Source organism: Anaerolineales bacterium, from assembly GCA_015075725.1.
In the GTDB taxonomy this organism is placed as follows: domain Bacteria; phylum Chloroflexota; class Anaerolineae; order Anaerolineales; family Villigracilaceae; genus Villigracilis.
Window position 1 is genome coordinate 4,556,551 of record JABTTV010000001.1, and the last position, 16,348, is coordinate 4,572,898.

General features: G+C 54.4%; 24 protein-coding genes. All 24 read right to left on the reverse strand.

Annotated features, from left to right (window positions below):
- Positions 1–84 precede the first annotated feature (84 nt).
- The 24 genes from HS100_21865 to narI all read right to left on the reverse strand — a co-directional run bounded on the left by HS100_21865 (position 85) and on the right by narI (position 16,280).
- Complete coding sequence (locus HS100_21865; protein ID MBE7436578.1) at positions 85–456, reverse strand: hypothetical protein; 372 nt, start codon at positions 454–456, stop codon at positions 85–87.
- 58 nt (positions 457–514) lie between these two features.
- On the reverse strand, positions 515–658 hold the full coding sequence (locus tag HS100_21870; protein MBE7436579.1) for a hypothetical protein: 144 nt from the start codon (positions 656–658) through the stop codon (positions 515–517).
- Positions 659–685: 27 nt separating this feature from the next.
- Positions 686–1,300, reverse strand: coding sequence for a methyltransferase domain-containing protein (locus tag HS100_21875; protein ID MBE7436580.1), 615 nt, complete (start codon positions 1,298–1,300; stop codon positions 686–688).
- 106 nt (positions 1,301–1,406) lie between these two features.
- Positions 1,407–3,239 carry a hypothetical protein gene (locus HS100_21880; protein ID MBE7436581.1) on the reverse strand — a complete coding sequence of 611 codons (1,833 nt, stop codon included), beginning with the start codon at positions 3,237–3,239 and terminating at the stop codon, positions 1,407–1,409.
- A 39-nt stretch (positions 3,240–3,278) separates the two neighbouring features.
- Positions 3,279–3,776: a hypothetical protein gene (locus tag HS100_21885; GenBank protein ID MBE7436582.1), complete on the reverse strand. Its 498-nt coding sequence runs from the start codon at positions 3,774–3,776 to the stop codon at positions 3,279–3,281.
- Positions 3,777–3,928: 152 nt separating this feature from the next.
- Positions 3,929–4,678: a hypothetical protein gene (locus tag HS100_21890; protein ID MBE7436583.1), complete on the reverse strand. Its 750-nt coding sequence runs from the start codon at positions 4,676–4,678 to the stop codon at positions 3,929–3,931.
- A 15-nt stretch (positions 4,679–4,693) separates the two neighbouring features.
- Complete coding sequence (locus HS100_21895; GenBank protein MBE7436584.1) at positions 4,694–5,590, reverse strand: hypothetical protein; 897 nt, start codon at positions 5,588–5,590, stop codon at positions 4,694–4,696.
- A 9-nt stretch (positions 5,591–5,599) separates the two neighbouring features.
- Positions 5,600–5,836: a hypothetical protein gene (locus tag HS100_21900; GenBank protein ID MBE7436585.1), complete on the reverse strand. Its 237-nt coding sequence runs from the start codon at positions 5,834–5,836 to the stop codon at positions 5,600–5,602.
- A gap of 197 nt (positions 5,837–6,033) precedes the next feature.
- Entirely contained in the window at positions 6,034–6,462 is a 429-nt protein-coding gene (locus HS100_21905; protein MBE7436586.1) for an SRPBCC family protein, read from the reverse strand.
- A gap of 80 nt (positions 6,463–6,542) precedes the next feature.
- Entirely contained in the window at positions 6,543–7,103 is a 561-nt protein-coding gene (locus tag HS100_21910; protein ID MBE7436587.1) for a hypothetical protein, read from the reverse strand.
- 3 nt (positions 7,104–7,106) lie between these two features.
- Positions 7,107–7,709: a hypothetical protein gene (locus HS100_21915; GenBank protein MBE7436588.1), complete on the reverse strand. Its 603-nt coding sequence runs from the start codon at positions 7,707–7,709 to the stop codon at positions 7,107–7,109.
- A gap of 6 nt (positions 7,710–7,715) precedes the next feature.
- Positions 7,716–8,207 (reverse strand): hypothetical protein, encoded by a 492-nt coding sequence (locus tag HS100_21920; protein MBE7436589.1) that lies wholly within the window; start codon positions 8,205–8,207, stop codon positions 7,716–7,718.
- A gap of 39 nt (positions 8,208–8,246) precedes the next feature.
- Positions 8,247–8,597, reverse strand: a complete 351-nt coding sequence (locus HS100_21925; GenBank protein ID MBE7436590.1) for a hypothetical protein — start codon at positions 8,595–8,597, stop codon at positions 8,247–8,249.
- A 13-nt stretch (positions 8,598–8,610) separates the two neighbouring features.
- Positions 8,611–8,955, reverse strand: coding sequence for a hypothetical protein (locus HS100_21930; protein MBE7436591.1), 345 nt, complete (start codon positions 8,953–8,955; stop codon positions 8,611–8,613).
- Positions 8,956–8,978: 23 nt separating this feature from the next.
- Positions 8,979–9,380, reverse strand: coding sequence for a hypothetical protein (locus HS100_21935; protein MBE7436592.1), 402 nt, complete (start codon positions 9,378–9,380; stop codon positions 8,979–8,981).
- A 117-nt stretch (positions 9,381–9,497) separates the two neighbouring features.
- Positions 9,498–10,388 carry a hypothetical protein gene (locus HS100_21940; GenBank protein MBE7436593.1) on the reverse strand — a complete coding sequence of 297 codons (891 nt, stop codon included), beginning with the start codon at positions 10,386–10,388 and terminating at the stop codon, positions 9,498–9,500.
- Complete coding sequence (locus tag HS100_21945; protein ID MBE7436594.1) at positions 10,385–11,305, reverse strand: hypothetical protein; 921 nt, start codon at positions 11,303–11,305, stop codon at positions 10,385–10,387. The genes HS100_21940 and HS100_21945 overlap by 4 nt, the downstream gene beginning before the upstream one ends.
- Before the next feature lie 9 nt (positions 11,306–11,314).
- Complete coding sequence (locus HS100_21950) at positions 11,315–12,208, reverse strand: hypothetical protein (protein ID MBE7436595.1); 894 nt, start codon at positions 12,206–12,208, stop codon at positions 11,315–11,317.
- 12 nt (positions 12,209–12,220) lie between these two features.
- Positions 12,221–12,511 (reverse strand): hypothetical protein, encoded by a 291-nt coding sequence (locus HS100_21955; protein ID MBE7436596.1) that lies wholly within the window; start codon positions 12,509–12,511, stop codon positions 12,221–12,223.
- 50 nt (positions 12,512–12,561) lie between these two features.
- Positions 12,562–13,380 (reverse strand): hypothetical protein, encoded by an 819-nt coding sequence (locus HS100_21960; protein MBE7436597.1) that lies wholly within the window; start codon positions 13,378–13,380, stop codon positions 12,562–12,564.
- Between the two features lie 10 nt (positions 13,381–13,390).
- Positions 13,391–14,452, reverse strand: a complete 1,062-nt coding sequence (locus HS100_21965; GenBank protein ID MBE7436598.1) for a tellurite resistance/C4-dicarboxylate transporter family protein — start codon at positions 14,450–14,452, stop codon at positions 13,391–13,393.
- Positions 14,449–14,907 (reverse strand): hemerythrin domain-containing protein, encoded by a 459-nt coding sequence (locus tag HS100_21970; GenBank protein MBE7436599.1) that lies wholly within the window; start codon positions 14,905–14,907, stop codon positions 14,449–14,451. Before HS100_21970 ends, HS100_21965 begins: the two co-directional genes overlap by 4 nt.
- Before the next feature lie 66 nt (positions 14,908–14,973).
- Positions 14,974–15,603 carry a TraR/DksA C4-type zinc finger protein gene (locus HS100_21975; GenBank protein ID MBE7436600.1) on the reverse strand — a complete coding sequence of 210 codons (630 nt, stop codon included), beginning with the start codon at positions 15,601–15,603 and terminating at the stop codon, positions 14,974–14,976.
- 2 nt (positions 15,604–15,605) lie between these two features.
- Positions 15,606–16,280, reverse strand: a complete 675-nt coding sequence (gene narI / locus HS100_21980) for a respiratory nitrate reductase subunit gamma (protein ID MBE7436601.1) — start codon at positions 16,278–16,280, stop codon at positions 15,606–15,608.
- Positions 16,281–16,348: the final 68 nt, after the last annotated feature.

The window sequence follows — 16,348 nt, forward strand, 5'->3', positions numbered from 1 at the left end:
CATGGGGTTCAGGGTCGACGTTAGAGAGCGTCTCTTACGCGGAGGCGTAGCAGACGTTCTCTAACGTCAGGATGATTTTCGGTTTTAGGTTTTGACATCCTTGCGGAACATGAACAGCAACACGGTGAAGATCGCGTTGATGATAAGCGGAGGTCCCGCCTGGGCGAAGTTCAACATGCCCGTAAAGAGTTGGTAGGCAAAAACTACGACATGTCCTGTCGTAAGCGCGAGGATGACGCGCGAGAGTTTGCCCAGCCCGTCCCCGCCGCGCGCCGCGAGGAATGCGGTGTACGCGAAGGTGAGGGTTAACTGTCCGTAAAGCATGTTTAAGGTTTTATCGGGCAGGGTATTGGAAAATACTTTTTCCGCGACGCTCGGCAGGAAGATGAACAGGATGCCGAAGATGGTCAGGTAGGCGGTGATGAAGTATAGGGTGACTTGCAATCGTTTGCTCATTTATTCTCCTTTTTTGTTCTCTGAGTATGGACGTTCTCTAACACCAAATAGATTCAATCTACATCGGCTTGCGCGCGCGGAAACTGATTCCCTGCGTGCCGAAGTCCAGCGCGTCCGAAGGGTCGGGCGTGTCTATGTAACTGTTGTATTTGTGGACGATTTTGCCGTCTTCAAAACCAGCCGCGCTCACGGCGCGGAGCAACTCTGCATCCAGCAGAGCACCGGCAATTCAGCCAGTCCAGAGCGAGATGTCGTCCATTGCATCGGACGGCACTTCGCGCTCGACGAGGATATCGCCAACCTGCAATCGGCCGCCTGGCTTGAGGATGCGGAACCACTCGCGCAGGGTCGCGGTCTTGTCGAGGGTCAGGTTGAGGACGCCGTTGCTGATGACCACGTCCGCAAAGTTATCGGGGATGGGAAGCGACTCGGCGAGTCCTTCGCGGAACTCGACGTGGGACGCGCCCATCGCTTCAGCCCCCGCCCGCGCCTTTTTCAACATCTCGTCGGTCATGTCCACGCCGATGACTTTGCCCGTTGTGCCGACCATTCGCGAGGCGATGAGGGAGTCGAAGCCCGCGCCCGAGCCAACGTCCACGACGATTTCTCCAGCATTGATCGCGCCGACAGAAAATGGATTCCCCGTCCCTGCGAAAGAGGCGATGTTCGCTTCGGGCAGGTCGGCGTAGAGGGCTTCGTCATAACCGAGCAGGTTCGCAAGGCGTCGCCCTGTGTGGAAGTGATAGCCCTTGTTCGGGTCGAGCGCGACGTTGGTGTATTCTTTTTTGATCTCCACCCTCAGTTCTTCGAGCGAAATTTTTGGAAGGTTTTGATGGTGTGTCATTTTATCTCCTTTGGTAAAACAAAAAACGACGGAAAAGATTTTTTCGGGCAACCTCCTTTCCCTTGTTTTAGGGCACAACGTCGAACAGCCGCGCCCGACATTCACCTTACGGCTTCACTACAATCAACGCCGCGGGGATTTCAAACGTCGCTAAATTTTCGCCGCTGACCACGTCCGCCCATTGGATGGTTTGAACCAGGGTGGACGTGGAGCCGTTGACGATATACACCTCGACGACGGTTTTGCCGATGCTGCCGCGCCCAATGGTGATGGTCAGGGGCGAGTCTCCGAGTTTGGCGGGGAACAGGTCAACGATCATCTCGACGGATTTGCCCGCGTTGGCGCGGTCAAGCGATTGGGTGAGGACGAGCAGGCTTTCGTTCAGGTCGGCGATGGCCTGGGTCGCTTCGGCGCTGGCGGAGGCGATCAGCGCATTCTTGATTTGGATGCCGCCCAGTTTGATCGTCGTCCAATCGGAGGAGGTGGTGATCTTGAGTTGGATTTGCTCAGGCTGTTGGAGCGCTTCGGGTTCGGACGGGGTGATGGGAATCGTGTCGGTCAGGGGAATCTCGCCGCGCAGCATTTTCGTCGCTTCGCCCGCGAGACGCAGATACCAGTCGCTCGGCAGGCTTTCCCCGTCGGTGTCCATTGTGATGACTTCGATCCCCGCAGGGATGTCGGCTGACGTTTCCGCGATTTTGTACATGGCGGTCGATTCGTCCACTTCGTCGAACATGGCGTTGTAAATCATGGTCGCGTCCAACGACAGGGCATCGTATACCTGACGCCAATACAGCCGTCCGCCGCGGCGGGGTTGTTCGTTGAAGGGACGACCCACTGGATTGTGATAGGAAGTTCCAGGATACACGACGGGCATATATTCCGCGCCGCATTCCTGCGCGGACACCATGTCCGCGCGGACGGTATTCCTGTAGTAGTTGTCCACTTCGGCGTCGGAGGCGGCGACGCCCACCGTCCACGGGCTGATGATGTCGAGGGCGCAGTAGAAATCCTTCCAGGCGGATTCCCTGCGGGCGGGCGCTTGAAGCGTGCGCCAGAATATCGGCACACCGCCGAGGACGATGGCGCGGTATTTCGGGTCGGGGTTGTTTTGGAAGAAGTCGAGCAATTCCATCGCTTCCGCCGCGGTACCAGGACGGTCGTCGAAACCCAAGCCCCAGATGGCGACGACGGGCAATCCGTTGTGGTGGAGGTATTGCGGGCTTTCGAGAATCTTTTGCGAGTCAACGAGATATTTCCAATCGCGTTCCAGCAATGTGACCACGTTGTTGCCTTTTTCGTTCGAGCCAGTCACATCGTACATGACCGCCCAGGCGCGACCATAGGTCTCCGAAGCGTCGCGGACATTGACCAGCAGGTCGGTGTGAAAGTCGCGCCATTCGGGATACGCCAGTTGCACGCCGAAGCGTTGCAGGAAGACGCCGTCAATGCCGTATTCGCTCATCCATTGGAAGTGGCGCAGGACGGTTTTGTCGTTCGCGCTGGTGTAAACATAGGCGGGGCTTCCGTCGGGAAGTTTCAGCGCGGTGGGGCATTTCTCGTCGTCGGTCAGTTCGCGGGTGTCGGGGAACATGTCCACGCGGTAACTTTCGGCGTTCAACTTCGGAAAGCCGTCGTGAATCCAATGGTAGTAGCCGTTGTAAATGTTCGTGCCGTCGCCGGGGCAGGAGAACCAGCCTTGATAGCCCATCATCAACTTGCCCGTGAGCGTGGAGGGGTCAATGGTGTCGTGCGGCAGGATGGGCAGAGGCGGCGTGGATGTGGCGGGCGGGAACGGAGTGTTTGTCGGCGCGGAGGAGGAGGAAGCAACAGTGGGGATGACGGTCGATGTGATAGTAACAGGCGTGGGGGAGGTCGAAGCGGGGGTACATCCGCTTAAAAGAATGGTAAGGATGAGAATCAGTTGGATAGTACGCATTTGTTTTTTCATATAGTTACTATATTGTTGGAGATGGTTCTACACGATTTTCAAGAACACCAAAATAAGCATGATTGCCCAAAAGATGAAGATGCAGAGGTATAACAACCAGAACATAACCGAATGTGAAAATACAAATCTGCTTTCTTGATCTGTTGGCGCTTTCGAGAACTTCTTCAAGAATCGAGGCACAACTTGAGAATGTGTCAAGACAGAAAACACTCCCTGGTCTTCGCCCAATCCCATTGTTTTTTCAAGTGTGTATCCTGCCTTTAGTAGTTTCATCAAGAGTTGGAGCGTGCGGAGTTCCAACATTCCACAGATGAATGTAAGGATCAAGCCAAGGATCGAGATCAATATCCTGGAGAATTCGGGGGAATCTGTCTGGAAAAATGCGCTGGCAAGGAATCCGTCCGCGGCGACTGAAAGTCCAGCGACCGTGAAACGAACTTGCACGAGGTTATTGTGATAATCCACAATGCTGTTATAGCCAACGTTTAGGTTTTCAAGCGGTATATCAGGGTTTCTTTTTTTCATGGGCTGTTATCCTGCAATAAATCTTTGTTACTTCAATCCATCCCGCAATTGACTTGCGAGACTCGCCAACTCTTCCAACTCGGATTCATTGAGACACGTCCACGGCGCTAAGGAACATTTGTCGGTCAAAGGCGCCTCCTGCGTTGGGACAGTCATTTCAAAACTTCGAATTCAAGCCCAAGTGAGATCAACTCATCTGTAATTACCCTGCTCCCCTGCTCGGTGTAATGGCCGAGTCCGTCTAACCATTCACCTGGAGGTCTTGATTCTTGAAAGTATGGGTCGGGCAGGGCGCGCACCACTACAACCCCGCGCTTCTGGCTTTCCTCTTCCACGAATTTCTGGAACTCGTGGTAGTACATTTTCATAACTTCGATGGTTTCCGCTTTTCCCATCGCGCCAAAGCCAGGCAATTCGAATTGGTAATAATGATCATCAATGATGAACACTCGAAGAAGAACGGGCGATCCCGTGCGCAGTTCGGTCAGTAAGTCTATAATGGCGGTGAAAATTTCCTGCTCTTCTTGTATGGCTTCACGTATGCAATCTTGATTGTCCTCGCCACCGCAGATTTTGCCCGCGTATAGTCCCTCTGGGACGTTGAGAAATTCGAGATGGAAATCGAAGGTGATGATTTCCGCGTTCTTGACCAGATCGCGTAATTCTTCGTTGGTGCGCATATTCTCCAGGATTTGATACGGCTCCCACCTCTCCTGCTCGTGGATTACAACCTTAACACCCGCCTCTTGCTCGATGTAGGACGCAAACTGTTCGGGGATGTCGCTGGTCTCTTCGCGGGTCATCACCCCCATGACAAGGTAAACCCATGTCTCACGCGGTCCGCATGCGGAGGGACCGAACAGCAAGGCAAACAGAATTGTGAACCGAACTAGATTTTTCACAGGAAACTCCTTTCATTAATTGTTTAACCCATCCCGCAATTGACTTGCGAGACTCGCCAACTCCTCCAATTCCGACTCGCTCAAACACGCCCACGGCGCGAAGAAGAGGCGCTCCGTCTCCGCTTCGACCTCCGCCCGAACCTGTCTGCCCGCCGATGTGATTTGAATCTTCCCCGAGGCGTCGTCCACCCACCCGCGCTTCGCGAGTTCCTGCACGTCCTCAGCATGGACTTCGCGCGTCACGCCGCGACGGTTGGTTTTCTCGTGCAGGTCGTCGAAGGTCAACGTGTCGTTTTGCGAAAGGCAGTCGAGAACTTCCCACGCGTGACCGTCAATACGATGAGCCTGCCATGTCGTGATGTACGCGTCATCGCGATAGCCTTCCATTTCCAGACAGCGCCCAACAAAACCCGGGACCGAATCCCTCATGCCAATCCGATCGTACGATCTGCGTTTGTGACTTGTGGTGAATTGGATGGGTGGTTCGGGCATTCCAAGCGCGACATTTGCAATGCGGGTGAGAAGGTTGACCAGCCTATTCAAAGCCTCCTCGGGCATGGGACGTAACGAGACAATGGAATCATTTGCCGCCTGGAACACGCGATGGACGGCAATGTTTATCCCCAACTCCGTGGCGCGATATTGACCTTGACCGTCGAGAGTCAAAAAACCCTGCTCCACCGCAGACACGAGACGCGTTTCATTGACCTGTTGCAAGCCGTAAGGAAATATCCGCATGAACTCAGCCAGCGTGAACGAATCAGGGGCGAAGAGATTGACCGCCGCCACCCACGAGAAATAATCGGGCGAGAGTCCCAGTTCTTCGGCAGCCTTGTCCATGGCGGGATAGGCGTAGTCGCCGAGAATGTCGGAACTTTCTTCGAGAACAGACCAGATTGAAATGAGATTCATATAAGCCTCTTATTTCTTCAACCCATCCCGTAATTGACTTGCGAGACTCGCCAACTCTTCCAACACGGACTCATTCAAGCACGTCCACGGCGCGAAGAAGAGACGTTCCTTCTCCGCTTCGACCTCCACCCAAACTTGTTTTCCATCGAGGATCTTGACCCACGTCTGCTGCGCTTTGACGGTGAGTTTGCCGATGAAAACAGTGATCGGAAGAACGACGAGCAGAACGAGCAGGTTTACGAACATCTGAAATTCTCCTTTCGTAAGTTCATATTTCTCATGTCATTGCGAGCGAAGCGAAGCAATCCCCGATGCAACGATGGGATTGCTCACCTGCCCTGGTACGGCTTAAGCCGCACGGTGCCAGGGTCGTCGGGTCGGGGTCTGTCTCGATACACAAAAAAACGCTACTCGACCACCGACCCTCCTCGCTATGACAAGTGTCATCCTTCCAGCGCCTTTTTCAAGGCGTTCATGGTGTCGTCCATTTGTTTGTCCATCTGGCTTTTCATCATCCCCTCCGCGAGTTTGAAGAGACCGCCGAACTCGCCTTCACCTGTCATGGTGGCGAGAGTCCCGCCGTCTTCCGCAGTGAAAGTGAAAGTACCCTGCATGGAGACCGGCGCGTCGATAGTCTTGTACGCGTAACGGGTGGGAGGCTCCCAGACGGTGACTTCAGACTTCATTTCCATCTTCTGACCCAATAACTTGGAGACAAAGGCATACTGCGTCCCAACCCGCGTCGCGCCTTCGGTCAGGGTTTTGGATTCGATGAATCCGACCATCCATTTGGAGGCGTTGGCGAAGTCGGTGGCAAAGGCAAATGCCTTCTCGGGCGTACAATTGATGTGGATCGATTTTTCGAGTTTCATGAGGATTCTCCTTTTGATTAGATCCGACGCTAGAGAGCGCCGGTTACGCATACAACGCGCAGCGGACGCGCCGAAGGTGTCTAACGTCCGCTCAACCACATGCGTCCCAACCAGATCGCCCAAGTGGGATAAGCGATGACGGAAAGCGCGCCACCGATATACGTCAGCAGGTGATTCGGTCCGCCGAGGATGAAGCCAGCCGTCACCAGCACATAGCCGAGACCAGCCGCGATTCCCGTCCATGACAAACCGCGAGGCAAGGATCTGCTTGAATTGGCGAGCCAATTAAAGGTCACGAGCGAGGCACCGTAGACACCAAATACGAAAGTGACAATGTTGCCAAAATTCGTGCCTGTGATGACGAGCAATGCCTGAAGAGCCGCCCCGATCAGCATGGCAGCCGCGCCGATCAAGAACGCGATGAGGCTGGCTGTCGGCGCGGAAGCGCGATGGATTTGATACAACGCGAAAAGGATCAGGATCGCCGTTAACCCGATGACGACACTGCATACATCGTTGATCTTCCCGTACGGATCGCCCACGCTAAAAAAGATCACCAGGGTCACAGCGCCGATAATCGTGGCGATGGCGCTGACGATGGCAGACCAGCCTACAAGAAGAAACAAATTACGATTTGACATTTGTTATCCTTTCGATAATCTAGGGATAAGGAATGGAACGATCTTCTTGTATTCCAAATACGATTCGCCGAAGCGCAACTCCAGTTCGAGTTCCTCAAAGAATTTGAGGAAAAAGACATGGGCGGGGATCATGCCTAACGAAGCAGCGACCAGCACAAACGTCGAGGAGGAAGCGAAGGCGAGGGCAAGGGCGCAGAGATAGAATCCGAGCGACATCGGATTGCGAGTCCGCTTGTAGATGTCGTCGTCCACGATGTGTTTGGTGAGGATGAAGGCGTTGGTTCCGCTTCCGAGGGAGCGCAGGAGTTTGTTGGTGATGCCCATAAAATACAAACCTGGGATGGCGAGGAGGATGCCGAGCGCGAGGGTGAACGGCTTGAACGGGAGCGAAGGCAGACCGAGGAGCGCGTCGAAGCGGGTCAGACCTGGGTAGAAGATGGCGACAAGCGGCGGCGCGATTTCTCCCGCGAAAAAGAAGAAGTGCATGACGCGGCTGGAGCGTTCGGCGTTTTCTTTGGTGCGATGGGCGCGAAGCCAGACGCCAAGGACGAGCGCGGCGATGAAGAAGGCGGCGATGCCGATGAGGACGAAGTAGACGGTGAACATGGATTTCTAAAACGGCTTGGCGGTCATTAACCAGGTGATGACGGCGAATCCACCGTAGCCGATGACGGTGAGCAGAACGGGATTCGCCTTCGCCAGAATCGCAATGACCTCTTCATCGCTTTTGGCGGGTTCGGGCGGAAACCATTTTCCTTTGACGCTGTAACGAATCCCCGCCGCTTTGCGCGCTTCGCTGTAAATCCCCGTGCCCAATGACATCATCAAAACGACAATGGCGATGAGCAGGACGAGCGAGGCCCAGATCCAGCCGCGCCCCCACCATCCGCCCATGAAACCTGCGATGATTCCGAAAATGAAGAAGGCGTACAGCGCGTAGAACATCACGGGGTATGAAGCCGCCGAAAGGTCGAGCAGAGCGCGGACGCGGTTGATGTCGCGTTCCTTTTTGAGGGCGAACGAAACCGCCGCCGAGACTCCGTGCGCCAGCAGGTATCCGAGAACGCTGGCAACGTGCAGGAAGACAACGAGTTGGTAAAGCATGTAATTACTCCTTTGGTGAACTTTGTATTTTGGCTGGCGCTATTGGGATTTATTCGCGCGCCTGACAAGGAAAAACCAGACCGCCATTCCCAACCAGGCAACGCCTTCCAAATAGCCCAAGGGCGAATCCATGTAATTTCCGCTCCACTGGGCGTAAAAAGCGATGATACATCCCAAAAAGTATGCCAGAAAACCCGTGAGCAGGATCGCATCAAGCGCGCTGGATGGAGGCGCATTGCGCACCGACCAAAACAGGATGGCGAGGCACAGGGTCAAAACAATCGCCAGGTACGCGAGGAAATTAAAGCCGCTGCCAGTCATGGAAAAGCTGGCGACTGTCAGCAGGAAATACAGAACGCTGGCGACCGTGAGAACGATTTTCGGTTTCATTTGATTTTCTCCTTTACTTCATATTCGCGCGACCGACCAGGAAGAACCCGCAGGCTACGATCAGCCACAAGGTCGGTGGGATGTAGCCTGCGGGCGAGTCCATGAACTGTCCGCTCCATTGAGCATAATATGCAATGAGACTGACGGCAAAACTGGCGAGAAAGCCTGTCATAAAGATCGTATTCCGCGCCTTCGACGCTTCTTCACCGCGCGTCATCAAGAACAACGCGCCGAGCGACATGCTAAAGATGCTGTACGCCCAGGCGATGAAGTCAAAGCCGCTGACCATGAAGAAGCCTGCAAATCCATCGAGCAGAAAATACGCGCCCGCTATGGTGAGGAAGAGTTTTGGTTTCATTTTGAGTTCTCCTTTGGTGAAAATTATTCCGCCTTCGTTTGCCGCAGGAACATGAATCCCGTCGCGCCGAAGAGCAGGTGCAAGATCAGGATGGGAACCGTGTTCTGCCATCCGCGAAAAGTCCAGATCACGTTTACGACAGAGTAGGCGAAGAATTCCAGGCAGACCATCGCCCAAATGAAGAATCGGGCGCGGGACGGGTCGCGGCTGGCAACTTCCATCAACGCGCCGAGCACGATGAAGACCAGCATCACAACGAAGTTCATGTCCATGGATGCCGCCACGGCAAGTTCGTCCGCGGCCTGAGCGGACGGAAGACCTCCCGCGTACATTTCGGGGTTGAAGACTGGAAGCACAAGACCAGTCGACCCAATGAGCAAATACCACCCGCCGACGATCCGCAGCCACCATTTGAGTTTGTTCATTTTGTCATCTCCTTTTTTGACAAATCACTTTTGGATGAATTTTTCATCCATGCTTCGAGAAAAGTCGTGAGCTCTTCGAAATATTTGAACCCGATGGTGTCTCCTTTCTCCTTCAGTTTATTGCATCAATCCATCCCGCAACTGACCTGCGAGACTCGACAACTCTTCCAGCTCAGACTCACTTAAACACGCCCACGGCGCGAAGAAGAGACGTTCTGTTTCTGCTTCAACATCTTCACGAGTTTTTTTGCCAGCGGGAGTGATTTGATACTTGCCCGACTCTTCCTTTACCCATCCACGCTTCACGAGTTCCTGTAGATCATGAGCGTAGACGTCTTGAGGCACTCCCCACGCCTTTAACTTCTCGTACAGTTCATCGAACGCAAGCGCTTCTCCGCTATAAAACTTATCAAGCATATCCCATGCGTGACCTTCAACCCGATGTGTCTCCCACGTTGCAACGTACACATCGTCGCGGTATGCCGTGACTTGATCAAAGTAGTAGATGATCAATCTGGGCAAGGACGCTTCTTTTCCAGGATTCATATTGTTTCGTTTATAGGCGCTTAACCATTTGGTTGGCGGTTCAGGCGCGATGGACGAGGCATCGGCAAGCCAAATTAGGTAATTTACAAACTGTTGCAGTTTCTCGGCAGACATGGGTTGCAGTTGAGCGACGGCTTCGTCAACTGCCTGAGTAATTTGCTGAATGACGCTCGCCCCATTCTCTGAGAGGCGATACTTCCCCTCCTCCGCAACCAAATACCCCTGTTGCGCGGCGGATGCAAAGCGTTCTTCAATCAAGCGCGCCAACCCATACGGGAACAGGTGCATGTAATTTTCTGTAGTTATGGGTTCCGCGCCAAAAAGAACTGCCGCCGCAAACCAGGTAAACCAGCCTGGCGGGAGATTTAATTCAGGGATCAATTTCATCAGAACGGTATTGGGATAACTGTCAAGCGGTTCATATGCCTCTTCGAGGGCTGACCAAAGGGATTTCAGATTCATGATAAGTCTCCTCGGTTTTCTACTGGATTATTCAACCCATCCCGCAATTGACTTGCGAGACCTGCCAATTCTTCCAACTCGGACTCGCTCAAACAATTCCACGGCGCGAAGAAATATTTATCGGTCAAGGCTTCGGCTTCTTCGCGGATTCGTTTCCCTTCGGCGGTGGCTTGAAAACCGCCCGCGGTTTCTTCGATCCATCCATGCGCGACGAGTTCCTGTAAGATGCTGGCGTATTCGTCACGGGAGATGCCGCGAAAGCCAAGTTCATCGAAAATCTTATCGAGTGTGTTGTTCTTCCCTCCCCATACTTCGCTGAACACTTCCCAGCGATTGCCTTCGATGTTGCGAATCCGCCGCGCCGCCATGTGCGAGTCCATGCGGTGGAAATCCAGTTCCTTGAAGTAGTGGATGAAGAGTCTGGGCAGAGGTGCGTCGCTGGGAAAGGTGCGTTTGTAATTTTTGTAAACCGTCTGGCAAAAGTGCGATGGCGGTTCGGGCGCGGCGTCTGTCGCTTCGCACAATCGAATCAGGGTGTCCACGAGTCGTTTGAGTTCACTTTGCGGCATGGGCTGGAGCGGCGCGATCGCATCGGTGAACGCCCGCATAACCGTTTGCGTGATTTCCTCCCCCTTGTCTGTTGCGCGATACCCACTTCCATCGAAGGACAAATATCCCTCCTGCGCGGCAACAGAAAAAGATTCGTGAAATACCTGCTCCGCGTCGTACGGGAAAATGCGCTGATATTTTTCGAACGTGACCGCTCCATCGGGGAACATGACCACAAACGGTCCCCAGCCGCCAAACCCCTTGGGGACAACCTTCTCTTCGATCATCTTGCGATAGACCGAGGAAACGACCTTGTTGAGCAGGTCATAAGATTCTTTGCAATCCGACCAGATGGAATTGAGATTCATGGAAGCCTCCTATTGCCTCAACCTATCCCGCAATTGACTTGCGAGAGTGGATAACTCCTCCAACTCTGACTCATTCAAACACGCCCACGGCGCGAAGAAGAGACGTTCCGTCTCCGCTTCGACCTCCGCCCGCGCCTGTTTGCCCGCCGATGTGATTTGAATCTTCCCCGAAGCGTCGTCCGCCCACCCGCGCCGCGCGAGTTCCATGATGTTCTCCGCCAGCAGTTCCCGCGTCGGGACGCGCCGTTTGGCTTTTTCGAACAAGTCATCGAAGGTCAGCGCGTCGTTTTGAGTCAGTTTGTCGAGCGTCTCCCAAACATGACCCTGAACCCCGTGCGCGCTCCAACTCGTGATGTACATGTCATCGCGGAACGCCGAGAGCGCCCCAAAGCGGACAATGAAATCTTCGAGCGGAGATTTCGTCCCATAGCGGCTGTAGTTTTCGTGTTTGTGGGAAAGATAGAAATGCGAAGGCGGTTCGGGCGCGGCGAGCGAAGCATTGACCAATCGTCCGAGATATTCCATGAGCCTTTGCTCATCTTTGTCAGAGATTGGTTTCAGGCTGGCAAGCGAGTCCCCAGCGGCGCGCCATAACTTCTGCGCGATTTCCATTCCCTTTTGAGCGCGGACATACCCGCTATTTCCATTTGAAATCAAATATCCCTTTTGCGCGGCGGCGGTGAAACTTTCCTCATTTTCCCGCGGCTGACCGTAAGGAAACATGCGCATGAAATCTGCGACGGTGAACGTCTCCGCGCCGAAGAGCCAGACCGCCACGAGCCAGGTGAAAAAATCGGGTTCCAAGCCCATCTCTTCGGCGGTTTTGTCTATGGCGGGATAACCGTACCCGCCGAGGATGTCATAGATTTCTTCGAGCGCAGACCAGGTGGGATTGAGGTTCATCGTGATTCTCCTTTACATCTTCCAATTCACCACCGCATTGAACACCGCTTCCCAATACCGAAGCGCGTCTTCCTTGACCGCTTTCACGCTGACCATGCCTCCGCGTTCGCCCGTTTCAGTGGGCAGGGCAAAGTTGCCGATGGCGATCAGCGCGTCGCGCGTCTCGTCGGTGTTGGCGGCAACATATTCGGCGGAGGGGATGAGGGTCAGCGTGGACGATAAGTACAGCGAGCCGAAATTGCGCTCCCTGAACAAATCCCTGATTCGTTTTGGCGGGCTTGCGGGATGGTTCGATGGATTCATGCTGGCGCTCCTTTAGCATTTCGAATCGCACACGAAACGATCATAACGCTTCACCGAAGAAAAGCAATGACTTTCGTCACATCCCAAAGCGGAGGCCGCTTTTGATGATATGAAGCGCGCATCTCGAAGAAATCGAACCTTCCAACCACATCGTATCCGTTCTCCCATTTGCTATTGTTAGTTACATCCAAACCGACCCGTTCAAAGGAAATCTCGTTTTCTATATTTCCAATATTCTGCCATTGACCTGTCTCGACGGCATAGAACCCGCCGATGATTCCTCGCGATCGGATGATCATCAGATACAGATCGGTCGCTTCGGTGGCGACAGAGAATCTCCTTCGGTCTCCTTCCAGATTGTGTTCCAGGAAAATGCCGCTGCCGCCCAAGACACATTCCATGCAATAGCCCCGATTTAACGACACATATTCTCCAGAATTGCCAGAGAGAAGAATCCCCGCGCGTTGGAAGTCAAATAGCGGCTGTGATTTCAAGTGGATTAATATGACGAAATCTCCTACAGGCAATGACGTCCACAACAGATTTGCCTGTTGTCCTCCCGCCAATACGCTCTCGTCCCCGCCTATAATCTCCAGCCAGCCGTCTTCCTTTACTTTGTAATGTGACATGTCTTCGTTCTGCCACGTCCACGCGGGATTCAAGTTACCGTTGAAGTCGTCGCGGAAGATCGGCTCCTGCGATATCGCGGGCGCTTCGGCGATGATGTCAGAATTTTCCTTCGGCGACGGAATATTGGATCCCGACCCACATCCCATTGCATAGAGCGCCAGAATCGTAATAAAGCGGAGAACGCGGGCAGAGAAAACCCTGGTTGGCGAAATGCCCACAATCCTTTTGGGATTATTCATGGCAACCTCCTTACGTGAGACGCGCGAAGAGTTTCCTTATCAGTTGAACGATCAACCCAATGAATGCGGCGAGCCATGCCACAATGGCAAGATAGATAAAGTAACGCGGGATGAGGAACAGAAAATCGAGCTTCAGGGCTTTGGCGAGTTGAAATGTACAGACGGTGTACATGCCGAGGGGAAAGACCAAACCCCAGTAGGAGGGATCGTACGTGATCGGGAAGCGTTTGTAACCATGACGCCAAACGCCGAGGATGATGAGCAATGGAATCCACCAGGTCGCAGTCGCCCAAAAGAGCAGGGTAATGCCTTTCAAGAAAGGCATCATGTCCACAATGATTTTCCAGTGATTGGCTTCAAGGATCAGGATCGAGCCAGCCAGCGTGGTGATCGCCATGGCGCCCATGTTGATCCAGTAGGGAGGCGTCAACTCCGCGGGGCTGAATTTGAAGAATGTGAAGCGATAAAAGATCAGGGAGGTGACGAGAAGGTAAAGCAGAAAACCAAGCAGGAACATGGATAGCGTCAGAAAAAGAATCGCCTCAGCCCACGTCCCAAAGTGATCGGCAATGCTCGCGCCCGTCACGGAAATGGATTGAGTGGAAACCACGAGTAAAAGCCAACCGCCGCTCAAGCCGTTTTCGAGCGATGGCTTGGTCTCGCGCACAGTCACGGCTGTGATGAAGGTGTACATTAGAACACACCACAGAATGAGACTCACCAGCCAGAGGATCGCGGCAACTTCGGGAAGATCCGCGATGACGTGAAACTGCCTGCCAAGCACGGAGGTCCCCGCGACAGTCGTGAAGAATCCGTGTCCGCGCTCGTGGGTGATCAGGTCGGCGACGACCCTGCCGAAATTGCGAAAGACGCGGAGGAGCGTCAACAGCCACAAGATCGCGTAAAACCCCACATTGGCGATAAAAAGAGACCATGCGATCAGGGGCATGTTCTCCAGTTTGGCGGCGATGGACACGATGCCCGTCGCCATGACGAGCGCGAAATAGGCGGGATGAAGTTCCGCGCTTTCGCGGAGGAGTGTGTGAAAGAGGCTGGACTTGGATTCGCTCATTGCATGTCAAGGGAAATCAATGGCGCACGTTTCTGCGCCCATTTTGCGCCGAGGGTGGCGAGTTCGTCTTCGCCCAAGAACTGATGCGCCATGCGGAAGAGGATTTGTTCTTCCTTTTGGAAGTGTCCGCGCGTGACTTCGATCATTTGCTTTGCGAGGGCGCGGGCGGAGTCGAGGTCGCTGGCGGATTCGATGGCGCCGAGCAGGTCGGTGATTTGGGTATGCTCGAAGCGCATGACGGCGAGAGGTCCGCCCGCTGTACCGAGGTGGGGTTCGAGGGCGGTGAAGAGCAGTTCGTCTTCGATGCCTGCGTGAGATTCGAGGGCGGAGGCGAAGGCGGCGATTCGGTTTTGGAGGCTGGAGAGGGAATCGAGCGCGGGGAGGGATTGTTCGATGTGCGCGAGCAGGAAGTGAAATACGCCGTGTTCGCCGAGGAGTGCGTGGGTGATTAACATGTAGGTTGGTTGAACGGGGAAATCTTTATGGGACGCGGACGAGCGCGGACGTACGCGGAGAAATTTTTATAAACATCCGCGTTCTCCGTGTGCTTCGCGATCCGCGTCCAATTGATACTCATGGGGGAGGCGAAAATACGACTCCCCCGCGCAGGATTTGCATAAGACCGTCCCTTCGCGGAGGAGTTCGCGTTGATTGATGATCTCTTCGCCGCAGATTTCGCACTCCGCGCGTTTGCCTGCCTGACCGACAATTTGCTTGATAGGAGTCGTCAGTTCGACGTGTTGCCAGTCGAGCAACAAATCGTCGGGGATGTGCTGGTAGCCGATGAGTTGCGCTTCCCAGCGGTTGCGGGCGGACGGGGCGTGGTCCCATGCCAGTTCGCGGACTCCCTGCCGCGGCGCGATGCGGACGGCTCCCTCAGTGAGCGAGTCAATGAAGGTCGCGGCGGTCTTGCCGTAGTCTTCGACGCGGAGGGTGCGCCTGCCGACGTAACAACCAGTCGCGGCGGAGAGTCCGTCCACGAAGCAGCCGTCCGTTTCGGCGATGGCGATGAGGCGTTTTTCGGGTTGGGGCAAAGGCAGGTCGAGCAGGAGTCCAGCCAAAAGTCCGATGCGAGCGCCGAGGACTTGCCGCGGGCAGAGGCGGTGATGATGAGTCGCGCTTTGGGAGAGGAGTTCATCCAAAGATTTCATGATTAGCGAAATCGGCTGCGATTCCAAATCACGACCTGATGTTCGCGCCAGAGATAGGAGAGGGGATAGACGAGCAGATGCACAAGTCGCGTGAACGGGAGGAGCAGGGCAATGACGAAGCCGTTGAGAAAATGGAATTTCACCCAGAACGGTAGCGCGGTGACATAGGTAATGTCGGGTTGGAATTTGAGGAGCGAGACCAGCCACGGGACGGCGGTGTGCAAGTACCAATCCGAGCCCCAGCGGTAGTAGTAGGCGACCCAGAATCCGAGACCGACTTGCAGGAAGAGGAAGAACAGCAGAATCCAATCGAGTTCGGAGGTGACTGCTTGCGCGCGGGCGTTTGCCATGCGGCGGTAGAACAGCAGGACGAGTCCGACCGTCGCCATCAGCGCGAGCGCGAGTCCTGTGATTTCGAGAACGTAGAGGCGGACTTGGTTGGCGGTCAACAATCCCCACAGGCTGGGGAAGAGCAGGGCGGTGAGGTGTCCGAGAAGGATGGTGATCAACCCGTAGTGCCACGGCACCGAGCCGAAGAACAGCATGCGGTTTTCGAGAAACTGCGACGACTGGCTGGAGACGGAATACGGGTCGAAGAAGAAACGGTAGATGGTGACGGCAATGGCGATGGCGATTGCCATGTAGGGAAAGCCGATGAACAGGGCGTTATCGAACATGGATTGCTCCTTTTGAGATTCTTTGAACCGCGAAGCGCGCGGAGAGCGCAAAGATTTTTTTCAACGCG